Origin of the sequence: Microcella frigidaquae (assembly GCF_014200395.1) — a bacterium.
Taxonomy (GTDB): domain Bacteria; phylum Actinomycetota; class Actinomycetes; order Actinomycetales; family Microbacteriaceae; genus Microcella; species Microcella frigidaquae.
The window spans coordinates 23,552-47,172 of sequence record NZ_JACHBS010000001.1; the positions used below are offsets into that span (position 1 = coordinate 23,552).

Sequence of the window (23,621 nt, forward strand, 5' to 3'; positions counted from 1 at the left end):
GATGCTCCCCTAGAGCCCCTCGATCGCCGCGAGCACCTCGTCGAGCGACCCGGCGAGGTCGGCCACCACGAGCACCGCGCCCGTCTCGCGCAGGTCGTCGACCGAGAACACGCCCGTCGCAACGCCGATGAACGGCAGGCCCGCTGCGGCCGCGGCCTCGTCGTCGCGCGGGGTGTCGCCGACGATGACGAGGGTCTCGTCGGGCAGCGCCGCGCGCGCCGCGCGGGTGATCTCACTGCGGTCGCGGGCCGTCGCGCCGAAGAAGGAGCGGTCCCAGTCAAACCACTCCGGCCCGAGCCCGGCACCCTCGAGCTTGACGCGGGCGCGCACCAGCGAGTTGCCCGTCAGCAGCGCGTTGTGCCAGCCGCGGGCGGCGACCGCGGTGAGAGCATCCACCACGCCCGGAGCGGGCTCGCGCCGATCGCCCGCCTGCGCCCTCTCGATCGAGAGCTCGTCGAGCACCGCCCGGGCGCGCTCGTGCCACGCGTCGTCGTACCCGAAGTGGGCGAGGATCTCGCTGAGGATCAACCCGTCGGGCTTGCCGTGGGTGCGCGGCAGGGGCGGGTGCAGCTCGCGGCCGACGGTGCGCTCGACGGCCGTGTGGTACAGCTCGCCGCCGCCCGTGTAGCTGTTGAGCAGCAGGGTGCCGTCGACGTCCCAGAGAATCGTGGTGGTCACCCGTCAACCCTGCCAGACCCGTTGGGCCCCGTTCGCAACTCAGGCTGAGACGACATCGATGACCGGTTTACGCGCCACACGTGTGAGCTCTGCCTGAGTTACGAACGGAACGCGGGCTGGGAGGATAGGCGGGTGCCCAGCGCCCTGCCCCTCGCCGACCCGGCACCCGATGACGGGATGCTGCCGCCGAGCGTCATCGACGGCGCGGAGCACCGCGACCTCGGTGTGTACCTGCACGTGCCGTTCTGCCGCGTGCGCTGCGGCTACTGCGACTTCAACACGTACACGGCCGACGAGATCCGCGGGGTCAAGCAGAGCGATTTCGCCGACCAGGCGATCGCCGAGGTCGCGCTCGCCGCGCGCGTGCTGCGCGACAGCGGGCTTCCGTCAAGGCCCGTGAGCACGGTCTTCTTCGGCGGCGGCACCCCGACACTGCTGCCCACGGACGACCTCGCGCGCATGCTCGCCGCGGTGCGCGACACATTCACGCTCGCGCCCGACGCCGAGGTGACGACCGAGGCCAACCCCGACTCGATCGACGCAGCGGGCCTGCAGCGCCTCGCCGCCGCCGGCTTCACGCGGGTCAGCGTCGGCATGCAGTCGGCCGTGCCGCACGTGCTCGCCGTGCTCGAGCGCACGCACGACCCCGAGAACGTGCCGCGCGTCGTCCAGGCCGCGAAGGAAGCGGGGCTCCAGGTCAGCCTCGACCTCATCTACGGCACCCCCGGTGAGTCGGCCGACGACTGGGCGCGCAGCCTCGACGCCGCCCTCGCGTGCGAGCCCGACCACATCAGCGCCTACGCGCTCATCGTCGAGGAGGGCACGAAGCTCGCCCGGCAGATCGCGCGCGGCGAGGTTCCGCCCGTCGACGACGACCTCCACGCCGCGTTCTACGAGGCGGCGGATGCCCGGCTCACCGCCGCCGGCTACCACTGGTACGAGGTCAGCAACTGGGCGCGTGGCACGGCCGACGCACCCGCCCACCGCTCGCGCCACAACCGCGCCTACTGGCTCGGCCACGACTGGTGGGGCGTCGGCCCCGGCGCGCACAGCCACGTCGGCGGTGTGCGCTGGTGGAACGTCAAGCACCCCGCCGCCTACGCCCAGCGCCTCGCGGCGGGCGTGAGCCCGGCCGCCGGGCGCGAGACGCTCGACGCCGAGACCCGCCGCGTCGAGCGCGTACTGCTGCAGACCCGACTCGTCGAGGGTCTGCCGACGGATGCCCTCACCCCGCTCGGCCGCCGAGCGGTCGCCCAGCTCATCGCCGATGAGCTCGTCGAGCCGGGGCTCGCGCTGCGCGGAACCGTCGTGCTCACCCTGCGCGGGCGCCTGCTCGCCGACGCCGTCGTGCGGCGCCTGCTGCCCGACTGACGCGGCCTACTTCAGGAAGGTGATCGTCAGCGGGTAGGCGTAGGCCTCACCGCGGTTCGCCGCGAGAGCGGCGATGATCGAGAACACCAGAATCAGGATGCTGACCGCAGCGAGGATGATGACGCCGATCACGATCAGCGAGGTGATGACGCCGATCGCGGAGGCGATGAGCATCGTCAGCTGGAAGTTCAGGGCCGTGGCGGTGTGCCCGCGCACGAACGGGCCGCGATCCTTGAGCAGCAGGTAGCCGAGCAGCGCCGGGATGAACCCGAAGAAGATACCGCCGATGTGCACGAGAGTGGCCCAGAGCTTCTCGTCGCCGGGGCTCATCGGCTGCGGCGCCGAGGCGTAGGGGTTGGCGGGCGGCGGGGTCATGGGGGGCTGATCGCTCATGCGGTCATTAAACACCGGCGGGCCCCGACCGGAGAGGTCGAGGCCCGCTGGTCGCGCCGACAGCGCCTACTTGATGAGGCGGATCGAAACGGGGTAGCGGTAGTTCACGCCGTCCTTGGCCTTGACGAAGCCGAGGATCGAGAAGATCACGGCGGCGATCCAGACGAGCGGGATCAGGAACGAGATCAGCCCGCCGATGCCGAAGGTGACGGCGGCGAGGATGAAGCTCAGCACGTTCAGCGCCACGTAGGCGATGGTGACGGCGATCTGGAAGTTCAGGGCCTCCTTCGCCTCGGTGTTGGTGAACGAGCCGCGGTCCTTGAACACGAGCCAGATGATGAGGGCCGGGAGGAAGCCGAGCACGCCGCCGAGGTGGGCGAACGAACCCCACTGGCGGTCCTCCGCCTCCGAGAGCGGGGCGGCCGGCTGGGCGGGGGGCGGAGTCTGGTCAGTCATGGGCACTGCCTTTCAATGTTCTTAGTTCGGACGGATGGGTCCCGGGGTGGAGCACGAGGCAAACCTAGCGTCGAGCATCCGGCCCGGCAATAGGGGCACGCGGGAAGCCGGGGGTAGAATTGGCAGTCCGAAGCGGCGAGTGCCAGCACGAGGTGCGGGCCCGCCAACGGGAGACGACAGTCGATCAGGCGAGGGGAGTCGGAGCCATGGTCTCGGAACGCGCCCTGCACGTGTTGCGCGTCATCGTGCTCGACTACGTCGAATCGCGCGAGCCCGTCGGCTCGAAGGCGATCGTCGATCGGCACCAGTTCGGCGTCTCGGCCGCGACGATCCGCAACGACATGGCCCTGCTCGAGGAGGAGGAGCTGATCACGGCCCCGCACACCTCCTCCGGGCGTGTGCCGACCGACAAGGGCTACCGCGTCTTCGTCGACCAGTTCGCCGATCTGCGGCCGCTGAGCACGGCGCAGCGGCAGGCCATCGCCGCCTTCCTCGACCAGTCCGTCGACCTCGACGACGTCTTTGCGCGCACGGTTCGGCTGCTCTCCCACCTGACGAATCAGGTCGCGCTCGTGCAGTACCCGACCCTCGGCAACGCCCGGGTGCGCCACATCGAGCTGGTGCCGATGTCGGCGACCCGCCTCATGACAGTGTTCATCACCGACGGGGGCCGGGTCGACCAGCGCATCATCGAGCTACCGATGGAGGCCGACGAGGTGTTCGTCGGCGAGCTGCGCGCGAAGCTGAACGCGGCGCTCGCCGGCCAGGCGCTGACCGAGGTGCCGGAACTGGCCGCGCGCCTCGCCGACCGCTTCGCTCCCGACCGCGGGGCGGCCGTCTCCGTCATCGCCGAAGCACTCGTCGGGCACGTGGATGCGCAGCGCACCGACCGCCTCGTCATGGCTGGCGCGGCGAACCTGGTGCGCACCGAGGGCGACTTCGCCGGCAGCGTGTACCCGGTGCTCGAGGCGCTCGAGGAGCAGGTCACCCTGCTGAAGCTGTTCAGCGAGATGAACGTCGACGAGAACGGCGTCACCACGCGCATCGGCCGCGAGAACGCCGAGGCGCTGAAGGAGACCGCCGTGGTCACCAGCGCATACCGCGTGGGCGCCGACAGCACCGCGAAGCTCGGGGTGCTCGGCCCCACCCGCATGGATTACTCGAACAACATGGCAGCAGTGCGCGCCGTCGCCCGGTACGTGTCGCGCCTGCTCGGTGAGGAATAAGTGGCAGACCATTACGAGGTGCTCGGCGTCGACCGGCAGGCGAGCGCCGATGACATCAAGAAGGCGTACCGCCGACTGGCCCGCGAGCTGCACCCCGACGTGAACCCCAGTGCCGAGGCGGCCGAGCGGTTCAAGCTCGTCACGCACGCCTACGACGTGCTGAGCGACCCGCAGCAGCGGCAGCAGTACGACCTCGGCGGGTCGGGCGGCTTCGGCGGCGCATCCGGATTCGGCGGCTTCGGCGACATCTTCGAGACCTTCTTCGGCGGCGGCCAGCAGCAGCGCGGGCCCCGCAGCCGCCGCGAGCGCGGGCAGGACGCCCTGCTGCGGGTCGAGGTCGACCTCGACGAGATCGTCTTCGGCACCACCCGCACGATCGAAGTCGACACGGCGATCCTCTGCAGCACCTGCGAAGGATCCTGCTGCTCGCCCGGCACGAGCCCGCAGACCTGCGACATCTGCCGCGGTTCCGGGCAGATCCAGCGCACCGTGCGGAGCCTGCTCGGCAACGTCATGACCTCGAGCCCCTGCGGCTCGTGCCGGGGCTACGGCACGGTCATCCCCAGCCCGTGCCCCACCTGCGCGGGGCAGGGCCGCGTGCGGGCCCGCCGGGCGATCCCCGTCGACATCCCGGCCGGCGTCGACACCGGCGTCCGCATCCAGCTGCCCAGCCAGGGCGAGGTCGGCCCGGCCGGCGGCCCCAACGGCGACCTCTACCTCGAGATCAAGGTCAAGACGCACGATACCTTCAGCCGCAACGGCGACGACCTGCTCGCCACGGTCGAGGTGCAGATGACCGACGCCATCCTCGGCACGACCGTCGTGCTGCCGGGACTCGACGGCGACGTGCCCGTGGAGATCAAGCCCGGCACCCAGAGCGCCGAGATCATCACCATCAAGGAGCGCGGCATCACGCGCCTGCGCGGCTCCGGCCGGGGTGACCTCAAGATCGGCGTGCAGGTGGTGACGCCCGTCCGGCTCAACAGCAAGGAGACCGAGCTGATCCGCCAGTTCGCCTCCAGCCGCCGTCCGGTGCCGCCGCAGTTCTCGACCTTCCAGCAGGGCATCTTCGCCAAGCTGCGCGACCGCTTCCTCAACCTCTAGCGCGCGGCCGTGGCCCACTTCTACCTCGACGAGACCCTCGCGGCGCAACTGGCCGCCGCTGACGCGTCGTCGGGGGAGGCGGTCGTGCACCTGCGCGGCTCCGACGCGCGCCACGCCGCGACCGTCGCGCGCGTACGCGTCGGCGAGCAGCTGCGGCTGGGCGACGGGGCGGGACTCGTCGTGCACGGGGTCGTCGCGAGCGTCGAGCCGGGCGACGTCGCGCTCGCGGTCGACCGGGTCGAGCGGTATGAGCGGCCGCGGCCGAGCATCCACCTCGTGCAGGCGCTCGCGAAGGGCGACCGCGACGAGCTCGCCGTGCAGGCCGCGACTGAGCTCGGCGTCGACGGCATCATCCCCTGGCAGGCCGCGCGCAGCGTCTCGCGCTGGGATGCCGCGAAGGCGGCGAAGGGCCGCGAGCGCTGGCAGACGATCGCGCGCGAGGCGACCAAGCAGGCCATTCGGCCCTGGATGCCCACGGTCGAGCCTCTCGCCACGACCGCCGACCTGGCGGCGCGGGCCGCGGCGTCGACCGTGCTCGTGCTCGAGCCGACCGCCGAGCATGCCCTCACCGGGCTCGACGCCGCGACGCTCGGGCACGGCGACGTGCTCATCGTCGTCGGCCCGGAGGGCGGAGTCGCCCCCGAGGAGCTGCAGCGGCTCGTCGCGGGCGGAGCCCGCGCCGTGCGGCTCGGCTCCAGCGTGCTGCGCACCTCGACCGCGGGCCCGGCGGCGATCGCCGTGCTCTCCGCCCGTCTCGGCCGCTGGTGAGGGCGGCGCTCTAGACTGGAGCCCATGACCACGCCCGCACCGTCGATCTTCAGCCGCATCATCGCGCGCGAGATCCCGGCCGAGATCGTGCACGAGACCGAGACGGTGATCGCCTTCCGCGACATCGCTCCGCAGGCGCCCGTGCACCTGCTCGTCGTGCCGAAGACCTCGCGCTATCGCGATGTCGCCGAGCTCGCCGCGGGCGACCCCGCCCTGCTGGCCGACGTGGTGGCCACCGCCCACCAGCTCGCGAACGAGCACGCCGACGGGCAGTTCCGGCTCGTCTTCAACACCGGTGCGAACGCCGGGCAGACCGTCTTCCACGTGCACGCCCACGTGCTCGCGGGAGGCCTGACCGAGGGAACCCTTGCCCACTGACGATTCCGCGCGCGCACCGCGCGCCCACGAGCAGCTCGACGTCGACGGGGTCGCCATGGTGCGCCTGCTCGGCCCGCAGGACCGCCTGCTGACGACGCTCGAGAAGCAGTACCCGCTGGTCGACGTGCACGTGCGCGGCAACCAGATCACCCTCGAGGGCGACCCCGCGCAGGTCGCCGCCGCGAAGCGGCTCATCGACGAGCTGCTCGTCATGGTGCGCGGGGGGCAGGAGCTCGGCGAGGTCGAGGTGGCCAGCTCGGCCCGCATCATCGACCAGGGGCAGGGCAGCCCCGCCGAGGTGCTGAGCCAGGCCATCTTGACGAGCCGCGGCAAGAGCATCCGCCCCAAGACGCTCGGCCAGAAGGCCTACGTCGACGCCATCGATCACCACACGATCGTGTTCGGCATCGGCCCGGCCGGAACGGGCAAGACCTATCTCGCGATGGCGAAGGCCGTGCAGGCCCTGCAGCGCAAGGAGGTCGACCGCATCATCCTCACGCGGCCGGCCGTCGAGGCGGGGGAGCGCCTGGGCTTCCTGCCCGGCACCCTCACCGACAAGATCGATCCCTACCTGCGGCCGCTCTACGACGCGCTCAACGAGATGATGGACCCGGAGCTCGTCCCGAAACTGCTCGCGACCGGCGTGGTCGAGGTCGCGCCGCTCGCGTACATGCGTGGGCGCACGCTCAACAACTCGTTCATCGTGCTCGATGAGGCGCAGAACACCACGCCCGAGCAGATGAAGATGTTCCTCACCCGTCTCGGGTTCGGCTCGACCATGGTCGTCACGGGCGACATCACGCAGATCGACCTGCCGACCGGCGCGAGCGGACTGCAGCTCGTCACGCGCGTGCTCGACGGCATCGACGACATCCACTTCGCGCGCCTCACCTCCGACGACGTCGTGCGCCACTCGCTGGTCGGCCGCATCGTGGATGCGTACACGAAGTACGACGCCGAGCAGCAGGCCCGGCGCCATGCGCGCGAGAACGGACTGCCCGACCCGGTCGACGGAGCGAACCGTGCCGAGCGCCGCGGCGGGCTGTCGCGCGGCATCCCGCGCGACCGGCAACCCCGCCGCCCGCGCCCCGGAGCGGGAGGGCGCTAGGCCGTGGCCGTCGAGATCAACAACGAGTCGGGCATCCCCGTCGATGAGGCGTCGCTGCAGCGCCTCGCCCTGCACGCCTTCGAGCACCTCAACGTGCATCGCGACGCCGAGCTCGCGATCGTGCTCGTCGACGAGGCCGCGATCGAGCAGCTGCACGTGCAGTGGATGGACGAGCCCGGCCCGACCGACGTGCTGAGCTTCCCGATGGACGAGCTGCGCCCCGGCAGCGACGACGAGCCGACCCCGCCCGGGCTGCTCGGCGACATCGTGCTCTGCCCGCAGGTCGCCATTCAGCAGGCCGAGGCCGCCGGTCACTCGACCCAGGACGAGCTGCTTCTGCTGACCACCCACGGCATCCTGCACCTGCTCGGGTTCGACCACGCCGAGCCGGAGGACGAGAAGGAGATGTTCGGCATCCAGCGCGACATCCTCGTGAGCTTCGCCCTCGACGAGCGGAGGCGGCGCCGGTGACGGCGACCCTCGTCTTCTTCCTCGTCGCGCTGCTGCTCGTCGGCATCGGTGGTCTGCTGGCATCCCTCGACGCCGCGCTCGGAGTCGTGAGCCGCATCGAACTCGTCGACATCGCGGGCACCCGCAAGCATTCGAAGCGCCTGCACGCCGTCGCCGCCGACGTCGGGGCGCACGTCAACGCGTTGAACTTCCTCCGCATCGTCGCGGAGACGATCGCGGCCGTGCTCGTCACCATCGGCTTCGCGACGATCATCGACGAGTGGTGGTGGGTGCTGCTGATCAGCGCGGGCATCATGATCGGCGTCTCGTTCATCCTGGTCGGGTCGAGCCCGCGCTCGGTCGGCCGCGCGCACCCGCGCGCGATGATCGGCACCTTCGACGGCCTGATCCGTGCGGTGCGGGTGATCACCGGGCCCTTGGCGGATGCCCTCGTCGCGCTCGGCAACCGCGTGACCCCGGGCCGCCCCTCGAGCGCGAGCTTCTCGAGCGAGGAGCAGCTGCTGAGCATGGTGGACGAGGCCACGGAGCTCGACGTGCTCGAAGAGGAGGACCGCGAGCTCATCCACTCGATCTTCGAGTTCAACGACACGATCGTGCGCGAGGTCATGGTGCCCCGCACCGACATGGTCGTGCTCGAGCAGGGCGCGACGGTCGCCGACGCCATGACGCTCTTCCTGCGCACCGGTCACTCGCGCGCCCCCCTCGTCGGCGAGGACACCGACGAGGTGCTCGGCGTCGTGTACCTGCGCGATGCCGCGCGGCTCACGTTCGAGCGGCCCGCCGACGCCGCGAGCGCTCTCGTCGACGAGCTCGCGCGGCCCGCGCTGTTCATCCCCGAGTCGAAGAAGGCCGACGATGCGCTGCGGCAGCTGCAGCTCGAGTCGAACCACCTCGCGCTCGTCGTCGACGAGTACGGCGGCATCGCCGGCCTCGTGACCATGGAAGACCTCATCGAAGAGCTGGTGGGCGACATCGTCGACGAGTACGACCGCGAGTCGCCCCACAGCGAGCAGCTCGACGACACCCGCTTCCGCGTGAGCGCGCGGCTGCCGATCGACGAGCTCGGCGACCTGTTCGGCATCGAGCTCGACGACGACGACGTCGACACCGTCGGAGGACTGCTCGCCAAGCACCTCGGGCGGCTGCCAGTGCGCGGGTCGACCGTCTCCGTCGACGGACTGCACCTCACCGCCGAGCGCGTCGAAGGCCGCGGCAAGCAGGTCGTCACCGTGCTTGTCGAGGCCGATCAGGCGCTGCTGGATGCCCGCATCGCGTTCGCCGGCGACCGCGAGGGTCGCGACGGGGAGGTCGACGAGTGAGCGAGCGAAAGCCGCGCGGGGGCACGGCCGCGTCGGCCGAGCCCTTCCGCGCGGGGTTCGTCACCTTCGTCGGGCGGCCCAACGTCGGCAAGTCGACGCTCACCAACGCGCTCGTCGGAGAGAAGGTCGCGATCACGAGCTCGAAACCGCAGACGACGCGGCGCGCCATCCGCGGCATCGTGCATCGAGCATCCGGCCAATTGATCGTCGTGGACACGCCCGGCATGCACCGCCCGCGCACTCTGCTGGGCGAGCGCCTCAACGCGGTCGTGCAGGAGACCCTCGGCGATGTCGACGTCATCGGCTTCTGCGTGCCGGCGAACGAGCCGATCGGGCCGGGCGACCGCTATATCAACGAGCAGCTCGATTCGGTCGGCCGGGTGAAGAAGGTCGCGATCGTGACCAAGACCGACACGGCCGGCGGCGCGAAGGTCGCCGAGCAGCTGCTCGCGGTGTCGGAACTGCGCGAGTGGGACCTCATCATCCCGCTGTCGGCGCTCACGGGCGACCAGGTCGACATCCTCGCCGAGCAGCTGATCGCGCTCATGCCCGAATCGCCGGCGCTGTATGAGGCCGACGCCGTCACCGACGAGTCGACCGAGGACCGCATCGCGGAGCTCATTCGCGAGGCTGCGCTCGAAGGGGTCAGCGACGAGCTGCCGCACTCGCTCGCCGTCACCATCGACGAGATGAGCACGCGCGACAACGGCCTGGTCGAGATCTACGCCAACGTCTGGGTCGAGCGCGACAGCCAGAAGGGCATCGTCATCGGGCACCGCGGCGCGCGCCTCGGCGAGGTCGGCGCCCGCGCCCGCGTCGGCATCGAGCAGCTGCTCGGCGCGCGCGTCTTCCTCAAGCTGCACGTCAAGGTCGCCAAGGAGTGGCAGCGCGACCCCAAACAGCTCGGCAAGCTCGGGTTCTAGAGCGTCTCGGCCCGACTCAGCGGCGGGGCAGCAGCCCGTGGTCGTGGGCGTAGAGCACGACCTGCACGCGATCGCGCAGACCGAGCTTCGCGAGAATGCGTCCGACATGCGACTTCACCGTCGCCTCGGTCACGAACTCGCGGGCGGCGATCTCGGCGTTGCTGAGCCCCTCGGCGATGGCGGTGAAGATCTCGCGCTCGCGCCTGCTGAGGGCGGGCAGCACGGCATCGCGCGCCGCGGCGAGCTCGGCGGGAGTGCGGGGTCGGCGGGCATCCACCGCGGGCCCCACGTGCGCGAGCAGGTCGGTGATCGCGCCGGGTGCGACGACCGCGTGCCCGCCGTGCACGGCGCGGATCGCGGCGAGCAGGAACTCGGGCTCGGCATCCTTGAGCAGGAAGCCGCTCGCGCCCACCCGGATCGCGCGCAGCGCCGCGTCGTCGAGGTCGAAGGTCGTGAGCACGATGACGCGCGGCGGCGTGCGCCCCGCGTCGGTGGCCGATCGCAGGATGCTCGCCGTTCCCGCGATGCCGTCCGCGTTCGGCATCCGGATGTCCATGAGCACCACGTCCGGCAGTGTCTCGGCGGCGACGACCGCGGCCTGCTCGCCGTCGCTGGCCTCGCCGACCACAGTGAGGTCGGGCTGCGAGTCGACGAGCATGCGAACGCCGCGCCGGAATAGCGGCTGGTCGTCGACCAGCAGCACGCGGATCGCGGTCACGTCAGCACCTCGGCGAGCTCCTGCTCGAGCGGCAGCCGCGCTCGCACGCGGAACACGTCGCCCACGTGCACGCTCAACTCGCCACCAGCGAGGGATGCCCGCTCGCGCATCCCGTCGATGCCGTGCCCGCGATCCGTGGATTCGGGAGTCTGCGGTTCTTCATGCCCCGCAGCCGCACCATTCGTCACCACGAGGTCGACGGCCTGCTCGCCCCACTCCAGCTCGAGCGTCGCGGCTCCGTCGCCGTGCCGCAGCGCGTTCGTCAGCGACTCCTGCACGATGCGGTAGAGCGCGAGCTCGCGCGTCTCGGTGAGACGCCCGCGGTCGCCGAACTCGCGCACCTCGAGCGCGAGCCCGGAGTCGCGCATCGACTGCAGCAGGGCGTCGAGGTCGGCGAGCCCCGGCTGCGGCCCGGACTCCTGCGTGTGGCGCAGCTCGGTGAGCAGCACGCGCACGTCGGAGAGGGCATCCCGCGCGGTCTGCGCGATCGTCTCGAAGGCGTCGGCCGCCGCGGGGGAGTCGCCCGCCGTCGCGTACCGCGCCCCATCGGCCTGCGCGATGACGACGGTGAGCGAGTGGGCGACGATGTCGTGCACATCGCGCGCGACCCGCGTGCGCTCGGCCTCCAGGTCGGCGCGCGTGAGGGCCGCGTCGCGCTGCGTGCTGACGGTCGCGACGGTCGCGCTGAGCTGGCGGCGGTTCCGGATGCTGCGCACGAGCTCGCCGAGCACCCACGGCAGCAGGGCAATGATCGGCCAGATCATCCACATCAGCACCTGGGCGACGAGAGACATGAACCGCACGCCCGAGACGTCCGCGCCACCGAACAGAATCATCAGCGCGATACCTACGGCGACGAGAATCGACACCACGAGGGAGACGCGTCGAGCCAGTGGCGAACCATACGCGGCCCCGCCGAAGACGATGATCGCTGCGCCCAGGAACGTCAACGGGTTCGGACTGGCTCCGAACAGGGCCGCGAACAGCAGGCCGATCACCGCAGCGAGCAATCCCACCTGCGCGAGCTCTGGTCGCACGCGGTGCAGTGCGACACCGGCTCCCACCGCGAGAGCGATGCCCACGTTGAGCAACGCGTGCAGAACGCCTCCCCACCACTGCTGGTTGAGCAGCACGGCCAGCGCGAGCCACGCCCCGAGCGCGATCTCGAGCGGGAAGAGGAAGCGCGCACGGCGCTCGGGCGTGAACCAGGCAATGGCGGAATCGAACATGTCCGCCACGGTACGGGCCGTGCGGCCCGCACCCGAGCGAAACTCGCGCGGCTCACCCGAGCGGATGACCCTTTTCATCCGAAAGGCTGACGGCAGAGCATCCCGAACCGCATTCGCGGCTCGCAGAACGCGGGTGTACCCTGAAAGCGTGTTCGGCCAGCTCCTTCTTCGCTGCCGCGACGAGGCTTAGACCCGTAGCCTCCCTCGTCGCGGAGTTCGTCGTCGGCTGACAACCCCACAACGACCAGCAGGAGCACCTCATGCAGAACCGTCAGCAGCCCTCGGGCATGCCGATCCACAAGTACCAGCCGTACCACGAGCAGCTCGCGATCGATCTGCCCGACCGTACGTGGCCCGCGCGGCGCATCACTCAGGCGCCCCGCTGGTGCGCCGTCGACCTGCGCGACGGCAACCAGGCCCTCATCGACCCGATGAGCCCCGAGCGCAAGCGCATCATGTTCGATCTGCTCGTGCGCATGGGCTTCAAGGAGATCGAGGTCGGGTTCCCGAGTGCGAGCCAGACCGACTTCGACTTCGTGCGCACGCTCATCGAGCAAGACCTGATCCCCGACGACGTCACCATTCAGGTTCTGACGCAGGCGCGCGAGCACCTCATCGCCCGCACCTACGAGTCGATCAAGGGCGCCAAGCGCGCCATCGTGCACTTCTACAACTCGACGAGCGTGCTGCAGCGCGAGGTCGTGTTCCGCACCGACGTCGAAGGCGTGAAGGAGATCGCGCTGCAGGGCGCCCGCTGGTGCCAGCAGTACGAGGCGACCGTGCCGGGCACCGAGATCTTCTACGAGTACAGCCCCGAGAGCTACACGGGCACCGAGCTCGAGACGGCGCTCGAGGTCTGCAACGCGGTCATCGAGCAGATCGCGCCGACGCCCGACCGCAAGATCATCATCAACCTGCCGGCCACGGTCGAGATGGCCTCGCCGAACGTCTACGCCGACTCGATCGAGTGGATGCACCGGCACCTCGCCCGACGCGACTCGGTCATCCTGAGCCTGCACCCGCACAACGACCGCGGCACGGCCGTCGCCGCCGCCGAGCTCGGCTACATGGCCGGCGCCGACCGCATCGAAGGCTGCCTCTTCGGCAATGGCGAGCGCACCGGCAACGTCGACCTCGTCGCGCTCGGCATCAATCTGTTCACGCAGGGCATCGACCCGCACCTCGACTTCAGCGACCTCGACGAGATCAAGCGCACCGCCGAGTACTGCAACCAGCTCAAGGTGCACGAGCGCAGCCCCTGGGCCGGCGACCTCGTCTACACGGCCTTCAGCGGCAGCCACCAAGACGCCATCAAGAAGGGCTTCGAGGCCATGGATGCCCGTGCCGCGGCTTCCGGCGTCAGCGTCGACGACCTCGTCTGGGGGGTTCCGTACCTGCCCGTCGATCCGAAAGACCTGGGCCGCACCTACGAGGCCGTCATCCGCGTCAACTCGCAGTCGGGCAAGGGCGGCGTCGCCTACCTGCTCAAGACCGACCACGCGCTCGACCTGCCGCGCAAGCTGCAGATCGAGTTCAGCGGTGTCGTGCAGGCGAAGACCGACGCCGAGGGCGGCGAGGTGACGAGCGAGCAGATCTGGGAGATCTTCCAAGACGAGTACCTGCCCTCGCCCGACCCCGACGCCAAGTGGGGCCGCTTCGAACTGCTCTCGACGCGCACCGCCTCCGACATGACGGGAACGGTGTCGCTGAGCGCGACCCTGCGCGATGGAGACGAGATCTCCGCCGTCGAGTCGACCGGCAACGGTCCGGTCGCGGCGTTCCTCAGCATGATGGAGCGCCAGGGCATCGCGATCCGCCTCTTCGACTACGTCGAGCACGCGCTCTCGGCCGGTGGTGACGCCCACGCGGCGGCCTACGTCGAGCTCGAGGTCAACGGCCGCACCCTGTGGGGTGTCGGCATCGACCCCGACATCTCGACCGCGTCGCTCAAGGCCGTCGTCTCGGCGGTCAACCGGGCGATCCGGCTCGAGACCCCCGACCGCGAGCTCGTCAGCGCGTAGCGATCAGCGGGCGGTCGCGGCCCAGTCGGCGAAGCGGATGCCCGGGCCGGGCGACCCGGTCGTGTGCAGCCCCGCGCGGTAGGCGCCGACGAGCCTGCCGGGCGCATGCCACTCGACGACGCGGCGCTCGGCGGGCTCGGGTGCCGAGCCGCGCGCGACGAGCCACTGCCGGGCGAGCTCGGCCATCGGCAGCACCTCGGGCCCGCCGAGGTCGTCGACGCGCCCGTTCGCGGGCTCCGCGCCCACGAGCGACGCGAGCCGTGCTGCGACGGCGCCCGTGTCGATCGGCTGGAACGGCACGTCGAGCGTGATCACCTTCGGCAGCCGCCGCTGCGCGCGGAAGGCTCCGGCGACGAAGTCGTGGAACTGCGTCGCGCGCAGGATCGTGAACGGCACGCCCGACCCTTCGACGAGCTGCTCGCACGCGAGCTTCGAGCGGTAGTAGCCGAGCGGCACGGCGTCGACGCCGACGATCGACAGGTACACGAGGTGCTGCACGCCGGCGGAACGGGCGGCCTGCAGTAGGTTCTGCGTCGCGCGAGCATCCGACCGCCGGTTCGTCGCGAGGTGCAGCACGGTCTCGACGCCCGCGAGCGCCTCGGGCAGCCCGGCGCCCGACTGCAGGTCGGCGACGACGTGATCGGGCCCCGGGCGGCGGCTCAGGATGCGCGGCTCGATCCCGCCCGCCCGCAGCGCCTCGACGGCGGGGCGGCCGAGGGTTCCGGTGCCGCCGGTGATGAGAAGGGTCACGCCCGTATCCTGCCGCAGCCGACGCGCTGCCCCCGCCCCGACCTGCGGCATCTCCACAATTCAGGAAGAACGTCGTGACGGGATGCCCGCCGAGGCGCGCGTCGGCGTGTCGCGGCTCGCTCAACCCGCGCGCTCCTGAATTGTGGAGATCCGCCCGGGTCGGGCAGCCCCGCTACCCGCGCCGCTGGCTCGCGCCGGGGATGGGGGAGCGGCGGCGCGCCCGCGGTTCCGAGCCGACGATGGGGATCGACGAGGTCGTCGGGTGCAGGTGGATGACCCCGGTCGCCGTGGTGACCGTGCGCCCGCGGTCGGCCGCGGCGTCTTCGTCGCGCCGCCCGCGCTTGGGCAGGGCGGGCAGCTTGGGCAGGCGCGTGATCGCGCGCTGCTCGGGCAGGCTCCAGCCGAACAGCACCGAGGCGACGCGCACCCCGAACGTGATGGCCACGCCGATCGCACCCGCCACGAGCACGTCGACGTCGAGGGCGAGCAGCACGGCGATCGTGCCCGAGCCGGCCGCGGCGGCGACGGCGTAGAGCGACCCCACGTGCATGAGCGCGATGGGCAGGTTCAGCAGCAGGTCGCGCAGGATCGACCCGCCGACCGCGGCGAGCACACCCACGAACACGGCCGCGACCTCGGGCAGGCCGAGCGCCAGAGCCTTGGTCGTGCCGATCGCGCCGAAGAGGCCGATGGTGAGGGCATCCAGCACCGTGATGAAGCGATTGAGGCGCGAGAAGACGCGCTCGAGCAGCATGCCGAGCAGTGCCGCCGCGGTGGCGACGACGACGTACCAGTTCGACTGCAGGGGCGCGAGCGGCACATCGAGCAGCAGGTCGCGCAGCAGACCGCCGCCGAAGCCCACGACGATGCCGATGATCGCGACGCCGAGCCAGTCGAGCCGCCGATCGCGGAACTGCGCCGCGAACAGCGCGCCCTGCAGCGCGCCGATGCCGACCGCGAGCAGGTCGACCCAGAGGGGGATCACGAAGACGTCGTCCACAGCCCCATTCTGGTGGGTGGATGCTCGGCGCCCGTGCCGCGGATCCCTCGTGTTCGTGTCACGCATACCCGAAGTGCTAGACTCTGTTCAGGTCAGCATGACTATTACACCGGGGTTCGAGCGGAAGGAGCATCCATGACCAGCACCATCGGCCTGGGGCTCGCCGTCTCGACCGTCATCTTCGCGCTGCGGCCCGATGCGACCGGGGCGCCGAGCGTCTGGCTGCCGCTCGTGCGGCGCACGCGCGAGCCCTTCCTCGACCGCTGGGCGCTGCCCGGCGGCATGGTGCGCGTCGACGAGAGCCTCGAGGGCGCCGCGCGGCGCAACCTCGGCGAGACGACGCGTCTCGAGCCCACCTATCTCGAGCAGCTCTACGCCTTCGGCGACGTCGACCGCTCGCCCGACCAGCGCATGGTCTCGATCGTCTACTGGGCCCTCGTTCGGCCCGATGAGGCCGAGCGCGTGAGCCTCGGCGAGAACGTGCGGTGGTTCGCCGCCGACGAGCTGCCCGACCTGGCTTTCGACCACAACCTCATCGTCGACTACGCGCTCTGGCGGCTGCGCACGAAGATGGAGTACTCCCGCATCGCCCACGCCTTCCTCGGCCCGCGGTTCACGCTCGCCGAGCTGCGCGAGGTCTACGAGGCCGTGCTGCGCAAGCCCCTCGACCCCGCGAACTTCCGCCGCCAGATGGAGACGAGCGGCGTCATCGAGCCCACGGGCGAGGTCGTCACGGGTGGTCGCCACCGCCCGCCGCGCCTCTACCGCTACACCGGCGCCGTCGACCTCGTCGACGCCGGCCCCCTGAGCCGTCGCGCCGCCGGCGCGGCCCGGCCCGACACGAGGATCCCCGCATGACCACGATCGACGCCAGCGTCGCCACGACCATCCGCCTGATCACGAACGGCCAGGCGCCGGGCGAGACGTGCACGCCCGAGCTCGACAAGGGCCCGTGGCAGTTCGACCCGACCCCCGGCTACGGCCCCGGCTCGTCGATGCACGACGTCATCCCCACCGGTTCGCCGCGCCAGGGCGCCCTGCCCGAGCAGTACCAGGTGGCCTCGAACGACGAGTTGCACGCGCGCATCCGCGCCGCGAAAGAGACGCTCGGCGACCGCCTCGTCATTCTCGGCCACTTCTACCAGCGCGACGAGGTCGTGCAGCACGCCGACTTCCTCGGCGACTCGTTCCAGCTCGCCAACGCCGCGCTCACGAAGCCCGACGCCGAGTACATCGTGTTCTGCGGCGTGCACTTCATGGCCGAGACGGCTGACATCCTCGCGCGCGACGAGCAGAAGGTGATCCTGCCGAATCTTGCTGCCGGATGCTCGATGGCCGATATGGCCGACATCGACTCGGTGCAAGCGGCGTGGGACGAGCTGCTCTCCGTCTACGGTGCCGAGCCCGACGCCGAGGGGCGCGCGCCGATCATCCCGGTCACGTACATGAACTCCTCCGCCGCGCTCAAGGCGTTCTGCGGCGCGAACGGCGGCATCGTGTGCACCTCCTCGAACGCCAAGACGGTGCTCGAGTGGGCCTTCGAGCGCGGGCAGCGCGTGCTGTTCTTCCCCGACCAGCACCTCGGCCGCAACACCGCCAAGGCCATGGGCGTGCCGCTCGAGCAGATGCCGATGTGGAACCCGCGGCGACCGCTCGGCGGCTCGACGCGCGAGGGGCTGCTCGATGCGAAGGTGATCCTCTGGCACGGCTTCTGCAGCGTGCACAAGCGCTTCACGGTTGGCCAGATTGATGCCGCTCGCGCGCAGTACCCCGATGTGCGCGTCGTCGTGCACCCCGAGTGCCCGATGGAGGTCGTGGACGCGGCCGACGAGGCCGGCTCGACCGACTACATCCGTCGTGCCGTCGCGGGGGCGACCGAGCCGACGACGTTCGCGATCGGCACCGAGGTCAACATGGTGAACCGGCTCGCGGCCGAGTACCCGCAGCACACGATCTTCTGCCTCGACCCCGTCATCTGCCCGTGCTCGACGATGTACCGCATCCACCCCGGCTACCTCGCCTGGGTGCTGGAGGAGCTCGTCGCGGGCCGTGTCGTCAACGAGATCGTCGTCGACGCCGGTGTGCAGGCCGACGCCAAGCTCGCGCTCGAGCGCATGCTCGCCGCCAAGCCGCGGGACTGAGCCGTGGCCCACATCCTCGTCATCGGCAGCGGCATGGCCGGCCTCGTCGCCGCGCTGCGCGCCGCTCGTCGGCACGACGTCACGATCGTCACGAAAGACGTGCTCACGGCCGGCTCGACCGCCTGGGCGCAGGGCGGCATCGCGGCCGCCGTCTTCCCCGACGACTCGGCCGCGCTGCACGCGCGCGACACGCTGCTCGCCGGCGCGGGACTCAGTGATCCCGCCGCCGTCGACATCCTCTGCACCGAGGGGCCCGCCCGCGTGCACGACCTCGTCGCCCTCGGGGTGGCCTTCGACCCGGCCGAGGGCGCCGTCGCCCCCTTCGACGAGGTGAGCGACTGGGCTCGCGGGCTCGAGGCCGCGCACTCCGTCGCCCGCGTGCTGCATGCGGGTGGGGATGCCACGGGGCGCGTGATCGAGACGGCCCTCGCCGCCGCCGTGCGCGAGGGGCGCATCCGGGCTCGAGAATTCGCGCGCGCGACCTCGCTCATCGTGCGCGACGGCGCGATCGCGGGAGCGATCGTCGAGGGGCCCGACGGCGTTGCCGAGGTCGCGGCCGACGCCGTGATCCTCGCGACGGGCGGCAACGGGCGGCTCTACCGCCACACGACCAACCCGCCCGTGTCGACGGGCGATGGCGTGATCCTCGCCTACGCGGCCGGGGCGGCGATCGCCGACCTCGAGTTCGTGCAGTTCCACCCGACCGTGCTCGCCGGGGGAGGGCTCGTCTCCGAGGCCGTTCGCGGCGAGGGGGCGACGCTGCTCGACGCCGAGGGCCGCCGTTTCATGCTCGACGTCGACCCGCGTGCCGAGCTCGCGCCGCGCGACATCGTGGCGCGCGCGATCGCCCGCCAGATGCGGGCGCAGGATGGCCAGCCGGTGATGCTCGACGCGACGATGCTCGGCGCGGCGGTGCTGGCCGAGCGCTTCCCGACGATCGACGCGCTCGTGCGCGCGACCGGCGTCGACTGGGCGCGTCAGCCCGTGCCGGTCACGCCGGCCGCGCACTACGCGATGGGCGGGGCCCTCACCGACATGGATGGCCGCACGACGGTGCCGGGCCTGTTCGCTGTGGGCGAAACCGGGTCGACGGGCGTCCACGGGGCCAACCGCCTCGCCTCCAACTCGCTGCTCGAGGCCCTCGTCGTGGGCTGGCGCGCGGGCGACGCCGTCGGCGCCGCGGGCTCGGTGCCCCCGCTGCCGCTGCCCGCCCTCGCCGCCGCGTCGCCCGTCCCGACCCCGCCGCGCGCCTCCACAATTCAGGAGTCGCCCTCGGACGAGCAGCTCGGCACCCCGGTGCCGGTGAGCCGCGCGATGGCGCCCGACGCCCTGCTCGCCGGGGGAGTCCCCTGGACGGCCGACCGCATCCGGGACCGCGCCTGGCAGGCGCTCGGCCTCGAGCGCACGGGCGACGAGATGGCTGATTTCGCCCGAGAACTCGAGGATGCCCGGCCTGCCGACGACGAAGCCCGCTCGCTGCTGCCGCTCGCGCGCCTGACCGCCGCGGCCGCGCTCGCCCGCACCGAATCGCGCGGCGCCCACTGGCGCGACGACTATCCCCACACCGACCCCGCGCAGCGCGTGCGGCGTGTCGTCGTGCGCCCCGATGCCGATTCTCCTGAATTGTGGAGATCGACCGCGGTCGAGCGGCCGCGCGCCGAGGAGGTTCCCGCATGAGCGACGACCTGAGCGGCGCGACCCTCGCGGCTGTCACCGCCATCGTCGACCGCGCGCTCGATGAGGACGCGCCCTGGGGCGACGCCACGAGCGAGGCCGCGATCCCGGCGAGCGCCACGGCCACGGCGCGCATCGTCAGCCGCGTCGACGGGGTGCTCGCCGGCGGCCTGGTGCTCGAGCTCGCCTTCACGCGCGTCGACCCGACCCTGGTCGTCGAGCGGCCCCTCGCCGACGGCGACCCGCTCGCCCCGGGCGCCGTCGTCGCCACGATCACGGGCTCGGCCCGGAGCATCCTGCGCGGCGAACGCGTCGCGCTCAACCTCGCGCAACGCCTCAGCGGAGTCGCGACCCTGACTCGCCGCTACGTCGACGTGGTCGCGGGCTCGGCCTCCGCATCCGGCCAGCCGGTGCGCCTCGTCGACACGCGCAAGACCACGCCCGGCCTGCGCGTGCTCGAGAAGGCCGCCGTGCGCGCGGGCGGTGGGCACAACCACCGCTTCTCGCTCAGCGACGCCGTGATGCTGAAAGACAACCACCTCGCCGTTCTCCGCGAGCAGGGGCTCGACCTCACGGGGGCGATCCGGGCCGTGCGCGCGCGCATCCCGCACACCATGCACCTCGAGGTCGAGGTCGACCGGCTCGACCAGCTGCCCGCTGTCATCGCGGCCGAGCCCGACACGATCATGCTCGACAACTTCGGCCTCGACGACCTGCGCACGGGCGTCGCCCTCATCGCCGGCCGTGCGACCGTCGAGGCGAGCGGCGGGGTGACCCTCGACACCGTGCGCGCGATCGCCGAGACCGGCGTCGACGTCATCTCGGTCGGCGCGCTCACCCACAGCGCCCCCGCGCTCGACCTCGGGCTCGACATCGTGATCACCTCCGGTACGGGCGGCGCGGCGGGCGGCGCGCGCTAGCGAGCATCCATGACCCTCATCGATCTCGACCAGGCGGCGACGACCGCGACCCGCCGCGAGGTGCTCGAGGCCATGTGGCCGTGGCTCACGGGCGAGCACGGCAACCCCTCGTCGACGCACGCGCTCGGCCGCCGGGCCGCCGATGCCCTCGCGGATGCCCGCGCGCGCATCGCCCGCATCGCCGGCGTGCGCCCGGCGCAGGTCGTCTTCACGAGCGGCGGCACGGAGAGCGACAACCTCGCCGTCATCGGCCTCACCCTGGCGGCGATCGCGCGAGGGCGCGACCGTCACGTGCTCGTGAGCGCGATCGAGCACGAGGCGGTGCTCGAGTCGGCGGCGTACCTGGAGCGCTGGCACGGCGTCGAGGTGACGCGCATCCCGGTCGATGCCGACGGCGTGGTGGATGCCGATGCCGCGCTCGCCGCCCTCCGACCCGGCACGGCGCTCGTGAGCGTGCAGGCCGCCAACAACGAGGTCGGAACCCTCCAGCCGCTCGACGCGGTGCTCACGGCCGCGCGCAGCGTGGGCGCCCTCGTGCATACCGATGCCGTGCAGTACGCCGGGTGGTACCCGCTCGTAGACCTGCCCGCGCTCGACGCCGTGACGATCTCGGGCCACAAGCTCGGCGCCCCGAAGGGGGTCGGCGCGCTGCTGCTGCCGACGGGCGCGGCGATCGAGCCGCTCATCCACGGCGGAGGGCAGGAGCGCGACCGCCGGTCGGGCACCGAGAACGTGGCCGGGGCCGTGGGGCTCGCCGTCGCCCTCGAACGGGCGGAAGCCGAGCGGGGGGCGCATCCGCTCGCCGCGCTCGAAGCCCGCCGCGACGCGTTCATCGCGTGCGTGCTCGAGACCGTGCCCGGCGCGCGGTCGACCGGGCACGCGACGCGGCGGCTGCCCTGCCACGCCTCGTTCGTCGTGCCCGGCATCGGCGGCGAACCGCTGCTCATCGCGCTCGACGACCGCGGCATCCTCGCCTCGAGCGGCTCGGCGTGCGCGGCCGGCCGCGACGAGCCCTCGCCCGTGCTGCTCGCGATGGGCTGCGACCCCGACACCGCCCGAACCGCGGTGCGCTTCAGCTGGGGGGCCTCCACAATTCAGGAGTCGCTCGACACGGCGGCGCGTGAGCTCGCGGAATCAGCGGCCTCTCTGCGCGGCCTGGGCTGAGCATCCGCCGAATCTCCTGAATTGTGGAGACGGGCGCCCGAATCGTGGATGCCCGCCGCGCCGTCGGGCCCGTTCGCACCCGCGCGCGGGATACTGGAGCGGTGCCGACCTACCGTGACGAGATCGTCGTGCTGCGCACCCACAAGCTGGGCGAAGCCGACCGCATCGTCACGATGCTCAGTCGCAATCACGGCAAGATCCGCGCGGTGGCCAAGGGGGTGCGGCGCACGGCGAGCAAGTTCGGCGCGCGCCTCGAGCCGTTCATGGTCGCCGACGTGCAGCTCTACGCCGGCCGCAGTCTCGACATCGTGCAGCAGGCCGACACGCTCGGCGCGTACGGCGCCGAGATCTCGGGCGACTACGCGCGCTACACGGCCGCCACCGCGATGGTCGAGACGGCCGACAAACTGACGGGCGACGACGGCGGGGGCATCCAGCAGTACCTGCTGCTGGTCGGCGCGCTGCGGTCGCTGGCCCGCGGCGATCATCCGCCGAGCCTCACCCTCGACAGCTACCTGCTGCGGGCGCTGTCGATCGCGGGATGGGCGCCGACCTTCGGCGACTGCGCCGTGACCGGCGCGCCCGGCCCCCACAGCGCCTTCGTGGTGCAGCTCGGAGGCATGGTCGCCGACGAGGTCGCCCCACCCGGGTCGCCGCGCGTCTCGGACGAGACGCGCGGGCTGCTCGCCGCCCTGCTCACCGGCGACTGGGCCGCGGCCGAGGCGAGCGCGCCGGCCGCGCGCGCGCAGGCCACCGGCATCGTGGCGGCCTACACGCAGTTCCACCTCGAGCGCGGGCTGCGGTCGCTGCCGCACGTCGACCGGTCAGAGCCTGTCTCGCGGGCGGCGACGGCGTGAGCATCCCGCCCGCCGGCCGCGCGCCCCGCCCCGCCGCCGTCTCCACAATTCAGGAGCTGTGATGGCCCGCGAGCCGCGACACGCCGAGCCGCTGCGTCCGATCGACTGGACGGGCGAGCATCCTCCTGAATTGCGGAGAGAAGCGGTGCCGCAGCACGTCGCCATCGTCATGGACGGCAACGGCCGCTGGGCCAACCGGCAGGGCCTCACGCGCGTCGAGGGCCACCGCGCGGGCGAGGCGAGCCTGCTCGACGTCGTCGCCGGGGCGATCCAGATCGGCGTGCGGCACCTCAGCGTCTACGCGTTCAGCACCGAGAACTGGAGCCGCAGCCCCGACGAGGTGCGCTTCCTCATGGGCTTCAACCGCGAGGTGCTGCGTCGCCGCCGCGACCAGCTCGATGCGTGGAACGTGCGCATCCGCTGGGCCGGGCGTCGCCCCCGCCTGTGGCGCAGCGTCATCAGCGAGCTGGAGGAGGCGCAGGCCCGCACGGCCCGCAACACGGGCCTGACGCTGACGATGTGCGTCAACTACGGGGGCCGCATCGAACTGGTGGATGCGGTGCGCACCCTCGCCGCCGACGTGCAGTCGGGCCGCCTCGACCCGGCGCGCATCACCGAGCGCACGATCGCGAAGCACCTCTACGAGCCCGACCAGCCCGACGTCGACCTCTTCGTGCGCTCGAGCGGCGAGCAGCGCACGAGCAACTTCCTGCTTTGGCAGAGTGCCTACGCCGAGATGGTCTTCCTCAACACGCTGTGGCCCGACTTCCGGCGGCGCCATCTGTGGGCGGCGATTGAAGACTTCGCGCAGCGCGACCGCCGCTTCGGCGGGGCGGTGGATGCTCCCTCCGCCTAGCTCGTCGGCGCGCAGCCGCGCGACTCGCGGTCAGTAGACTTCTGCCTTACGTGCTACTCGGCCCCGGGCATCCAGCTCGGGCGGAACAGGAGAACC

General features: G+C 71.7%; 23 protein-coding genes and 1 pseudogene. 17 read left to right on the forward strand and 7 right to left on the reverse strand.

From position 1 onward, the window contains the following. Positions 1-9: 9 nt before the first annotated feature. The gene (locus BJ959_RS00120; RefSeq protein ID WP_153982325.1) at positions 10-678 is read right to left on the reverse strand and encodes an HAD family hydrolase; all 669 of its coding nucleotides are present in this window, start codon (positions 676-678) and stop codon (positions 10-12) included. Between the two features lie 132 nt (positions 679-810). Here BJ959_RS00120 and hemW point away from each other — a divergent pair, with 132 nt between their 5' ends. Then, positions 811-2,049, forward strand: a complete 1,239-nt coding sequence (gene hemW, locus BJ959_RS00125; RefSeq protein ID WP_153982324.1) for a radical SAM family heme chaperone HemW — start codon at positions 811-813, stop codon at positions 2,047-2,049. Between the two features lie 6 nt (positions 2,050-2,055). Here the strand turns inward: hemW and BJ959_RS00130 are convergent, their stop codons facing one another. Both BJ959_RS00130 and BJ959_RS00135 read right to left on the reverse strand, forming a co-directional pair. Further along, positions 2,056-2,442 (reverse strand): DUF4870 domain-containing protein, encoded by a 387-nt coding sequence (locus BJ959_RS00130; RefSeq protein ID WP_153982323.1) that lies wholly within the window; start codon positions 2,440-2,442, stop codon positions 2,056-2,058. Between the two features lie 66 nt (positions 2,443-2,508). Next, on the reverse strand, positions 2,509-2,898 hold the full coding sequence (locus tag BJ959_RS00135; RefSeq protein WP_153982322.1) for a DUF4870 domain-containing protein: 390 nt from the start codon (positions 2,896-2,898) through the stop codon (positions 2,509-2,511). Positions 2,899-3,104: 206 nt separating this feature from the next. On the opposite strand from BJ959_RS00135, the gene hrcA reads away from it, so the two are divergent. Genes hrcA through era form a run of 8 tightly spaced genes read left to right on the forward strand, consistent with a single transcriptional unit; the run spans position 3,105 to position 10,195 of the window. Then, positions 3,105-4,124, forward strand: a complete 1,020-nt coding sequence (gene hrcA / locus BJ959_RS00140; RefSeq protein WP_153982321.1) for a heat-inducible transcriptional repressor HrcA — start codon at positions 3,105-3,107, stop codon at positions 4,122-4,124. Then, the gene (gene dnaJ / locus BJ959_RS00145; protein ID WP_153982320.1) at positions 4,125-5,228 is read left to right on the forward strand and encodes a molecular chaperone DnaJ; all 1,104 of its coding nucleotides are present in this window, start codon (positions 4,125-4,127) and stop codon (positions 5,226-5,228) included. Positions 5,229-5,237: 9 nt separating this feature from the next. After that, positions 5,238-5,996, forward strand: a complete 759-nt coding sequence (locus tag BJ959_RS00150) for a 16S rRNA (uracil(1498)-N(3))-methyltransferase (RefSeq protein WP_153982319.1) — start codon at positions 5,238-5,240, stop codon at positions 5,994-5,996. Between the two features lie 24 nt (positions 5,997-6,020). Beyond that, positions 6,021-6,374 (forward strand): histidine triad nucleotide-binding protein, encoded by a 354-nt coding sequence (locus tag BJ959_RS00155; RefSeq protein ID WP_153982318.1) that lies wholly within the window; start codon positions 6,021-6,023, stop codon positions 6,372-6,374. Between the two features lie 55 nt (positions 6,375-6,429). After that, positions 6,430-7,482 carry a PhoH family protein gene (locus BJ959_RS00160; RefSeq protein ID WP_153982378.1) on the forward strand — a complete coding sequence of 351 codons (1,053 nt, stop codon included), beginning with the start codon at positions 6,430-6,432 and terminating at the stop codon, positions 7,480-7,482. 3 nt (positions 7,483-7,485) lie between these two features. Further along, positions 7,486-7,953 (forward strand): rRNA maturation RNase YbeY, encoded by a 468-nt coding sequence (ybeY, locus tag BJ959_RS00165; RefSeq protein ID WP_153982317.1) that lies wholly within the window; start codon positions 7,486-7,488, stop codon positions 7,951-7,953. After that, on the forward strand, positions 7,950-9,272 hold the full coding sequence (locus BJ959_RS00170; RefSeq protein ID WP_153982316.1) for a transporter associated domain-containing protein: 1,323 nt from the start codon (positions 7,950-7,952) through the stop codon (positions 9,270-9,272). The genes ybeY and BJ959_RS00170 overlap by 4 nt, the downstream gene beginning before the upstream one ends. Further along, positions 9,269-10,195, forward strand: coding sequence for a GTPase Era (gene era, locus BJ959_RS00175; protein ID WP_047564562.1), 927 nt, complete (start codon positions 9,269-9,271; stop codon positions 10,193-10,195). The genes BJ959_RS00170 and era overlap by 4 nt, the downstream gene beginning before the upstream one ends. A 16-nt stretch (positions 10,196-10,211) precedes the next feature. Here the strand turns inward: era and BJ959_RS00180 are convergent, their stop codons facing one another. Both BJ959_RS00180 and BJ959_RS00185 read right to left on the reverse strand, forming a co-directional pair. Then, positions 10,212-10,913 carry a response regulator gene (locus tag BJ959_RS00180; protein WP_047564563.1) on the reverse strand — a complete coding sequence of 234 codons (702 nt, stop codon included), beginning with the start codon at positions 10,911-10,913 and terminating at the stop codon, positions 10,212-10,214. Beyond that, complete coding sequence (locus tag BJ959_RS00185) at positions 10,910-12,142, reverse strand: sensor histidine kinase (RefSeq protein WP_165879010.1); 1,233 nt, start codon at positions 12,140-12,142, stop codon at positions 10,910-10,912. The genes BJ959_RS00180 and BJ959_RS00185 overlap by 4 nt, the downstream gene beginning before the upstream one ends. Before the next feature lie 260 nt (positions 12,143-12,402). On the opposite strand from BJ959_RS00185, the gene leuA reads away from it, so the two are divergent. Then, positions 12,403-14,163: a 2-isopropylmalate synthase gene (gene leuA, locus BJ959_RS00190; protein WP_153982314.1), complete on the forward strand. Its 1,761-nt coding sequence runs from the start codon at positions 12,403-12,405 to the stop codon at positions 14,161-14,163. Positions 14,164-14,166: 3 nt separating this feature from the next. Here the strand turns inward: leuA and BJ959_RS00195 are convergent, their stop codons facing one another. Both BJ959_RS00195 and BJ959_RS00200 read right to left on the reverse strand, forming a co-directional pair. Further along, entirely contained in the window at positions 14,167-14,913 is a 747-nt protein-coding gene (locus BJ959_RS00195; RefSeq protein WP_341799944.1) for an SDR family oxidoreductase, read from the reverse strand. 337 nt (positions 14,914-15,250) lie between these two features. Beyond that, positions 15,251-15,913 (reverse strand): annotated as a pseudogene (locus tag BJ959_RS00200) (trimeric intracellular cation channel family protein); the annotation flags it as partial. Positions 15,914-16,048: 135 nt separating this feature from the next. On the opposite strand from BJ959_RS00200, the gene BJ959_RS00205 reads away from it, so the two are divergent. From BJ959_RS00205 to BJ959_RS00235, 7 genes are all read left to right on the forward strand, one after another. Beyond that, positions 16,049-16,771, forward strand: a complete 723-nt coding sequence (locus BJ959_RS00205) for an NUDIX hydrolase (RefSeq protein WP_153982311.1) — start codon at positions 16,049-16,051, stop codon at positions 16,769-16,771. Beyond that, the gene (gene nadA, locus BJ959_RS00210; protein WP_153982310.1) at positions 16,768-18,054 is read left to right on the forward strand and encodes a quinolinate synthase NadA; all 1,287 of its coding nucleotides are present in this window, start codon (positions 16,768-16,770) and stop codon (positions 18,052-18,054) included. Before BJ959_RS00205 ends, nadA begins: the two co-directional genes overlap by 4 nt. 3 nt (positions 18,055-18,057) lie before the next feature. After that, complete coding sequence (gene nadB, locus BJ959_RS00215) at positions 18,058-19,731, forward strand: L-aspartate oxidase (protein ID WP_153982309.1); 1,674 nt, start codon at positions 18,058-18,060, stop codon at positions 19,729-19,731. Further along, positions 19,728-20,648 carry a carboxylating nicotinate-nucleotide diphosphorylase gene (gene nadC, locus BJ959_RS00220; RefSeq protein WP_153982308.1) on the forward strand — a complete coding sequence of 307 codons (921 nt, stop codon included), beginning with the start codon at positions 19,728-19,730 and terminating at the stop codon, positions 20,646-20,648. The genes nadB and nadC overlap by 4 nt, the downstream gene beginning before the upstream one ends. Before the next feature lie 9 nt (positions 20,649-20,657). Next, positions 20,658-21,812 carry a cysteine desulfurase family protein gene (locus tag BJ959_RS00225; RefSeq protein WP_153982307.1) on the forward strand — a complete coding sequence of 385 codons (1,155 nt, stop codon included), beginning with the start codon at positions 20,658-20,660 and terminating at the stop codon, positions 21,810-21,812. 101 nt (positions 21,813-21,913) lie between these two features. Beyond that, a complete protein-coding gene (gene recO / locus BJ959_RS00230; RefSeq protein ID WP_153982306.1) occupies positions 21,914-22,669 on the forward strand; it encodes a DNA repair protein RecO in 756 nt (251 codons plus the stop codon). A 61-nt stretch (positions 22,670-22,730) separates the two neighbouring features. After that, positions 22,731-23,525, forward strand: a complete 795-nt coding sequence (locus tag BJ959_RS00235; RefSeq protein ID WP_153982305.1) for an isoprenyl transferase — start codon at positions 22,731-22,733, stop codon at positions 23,523-23,525. Positions 23,526-23,621 lie beyond the last annotated feature (96 nt).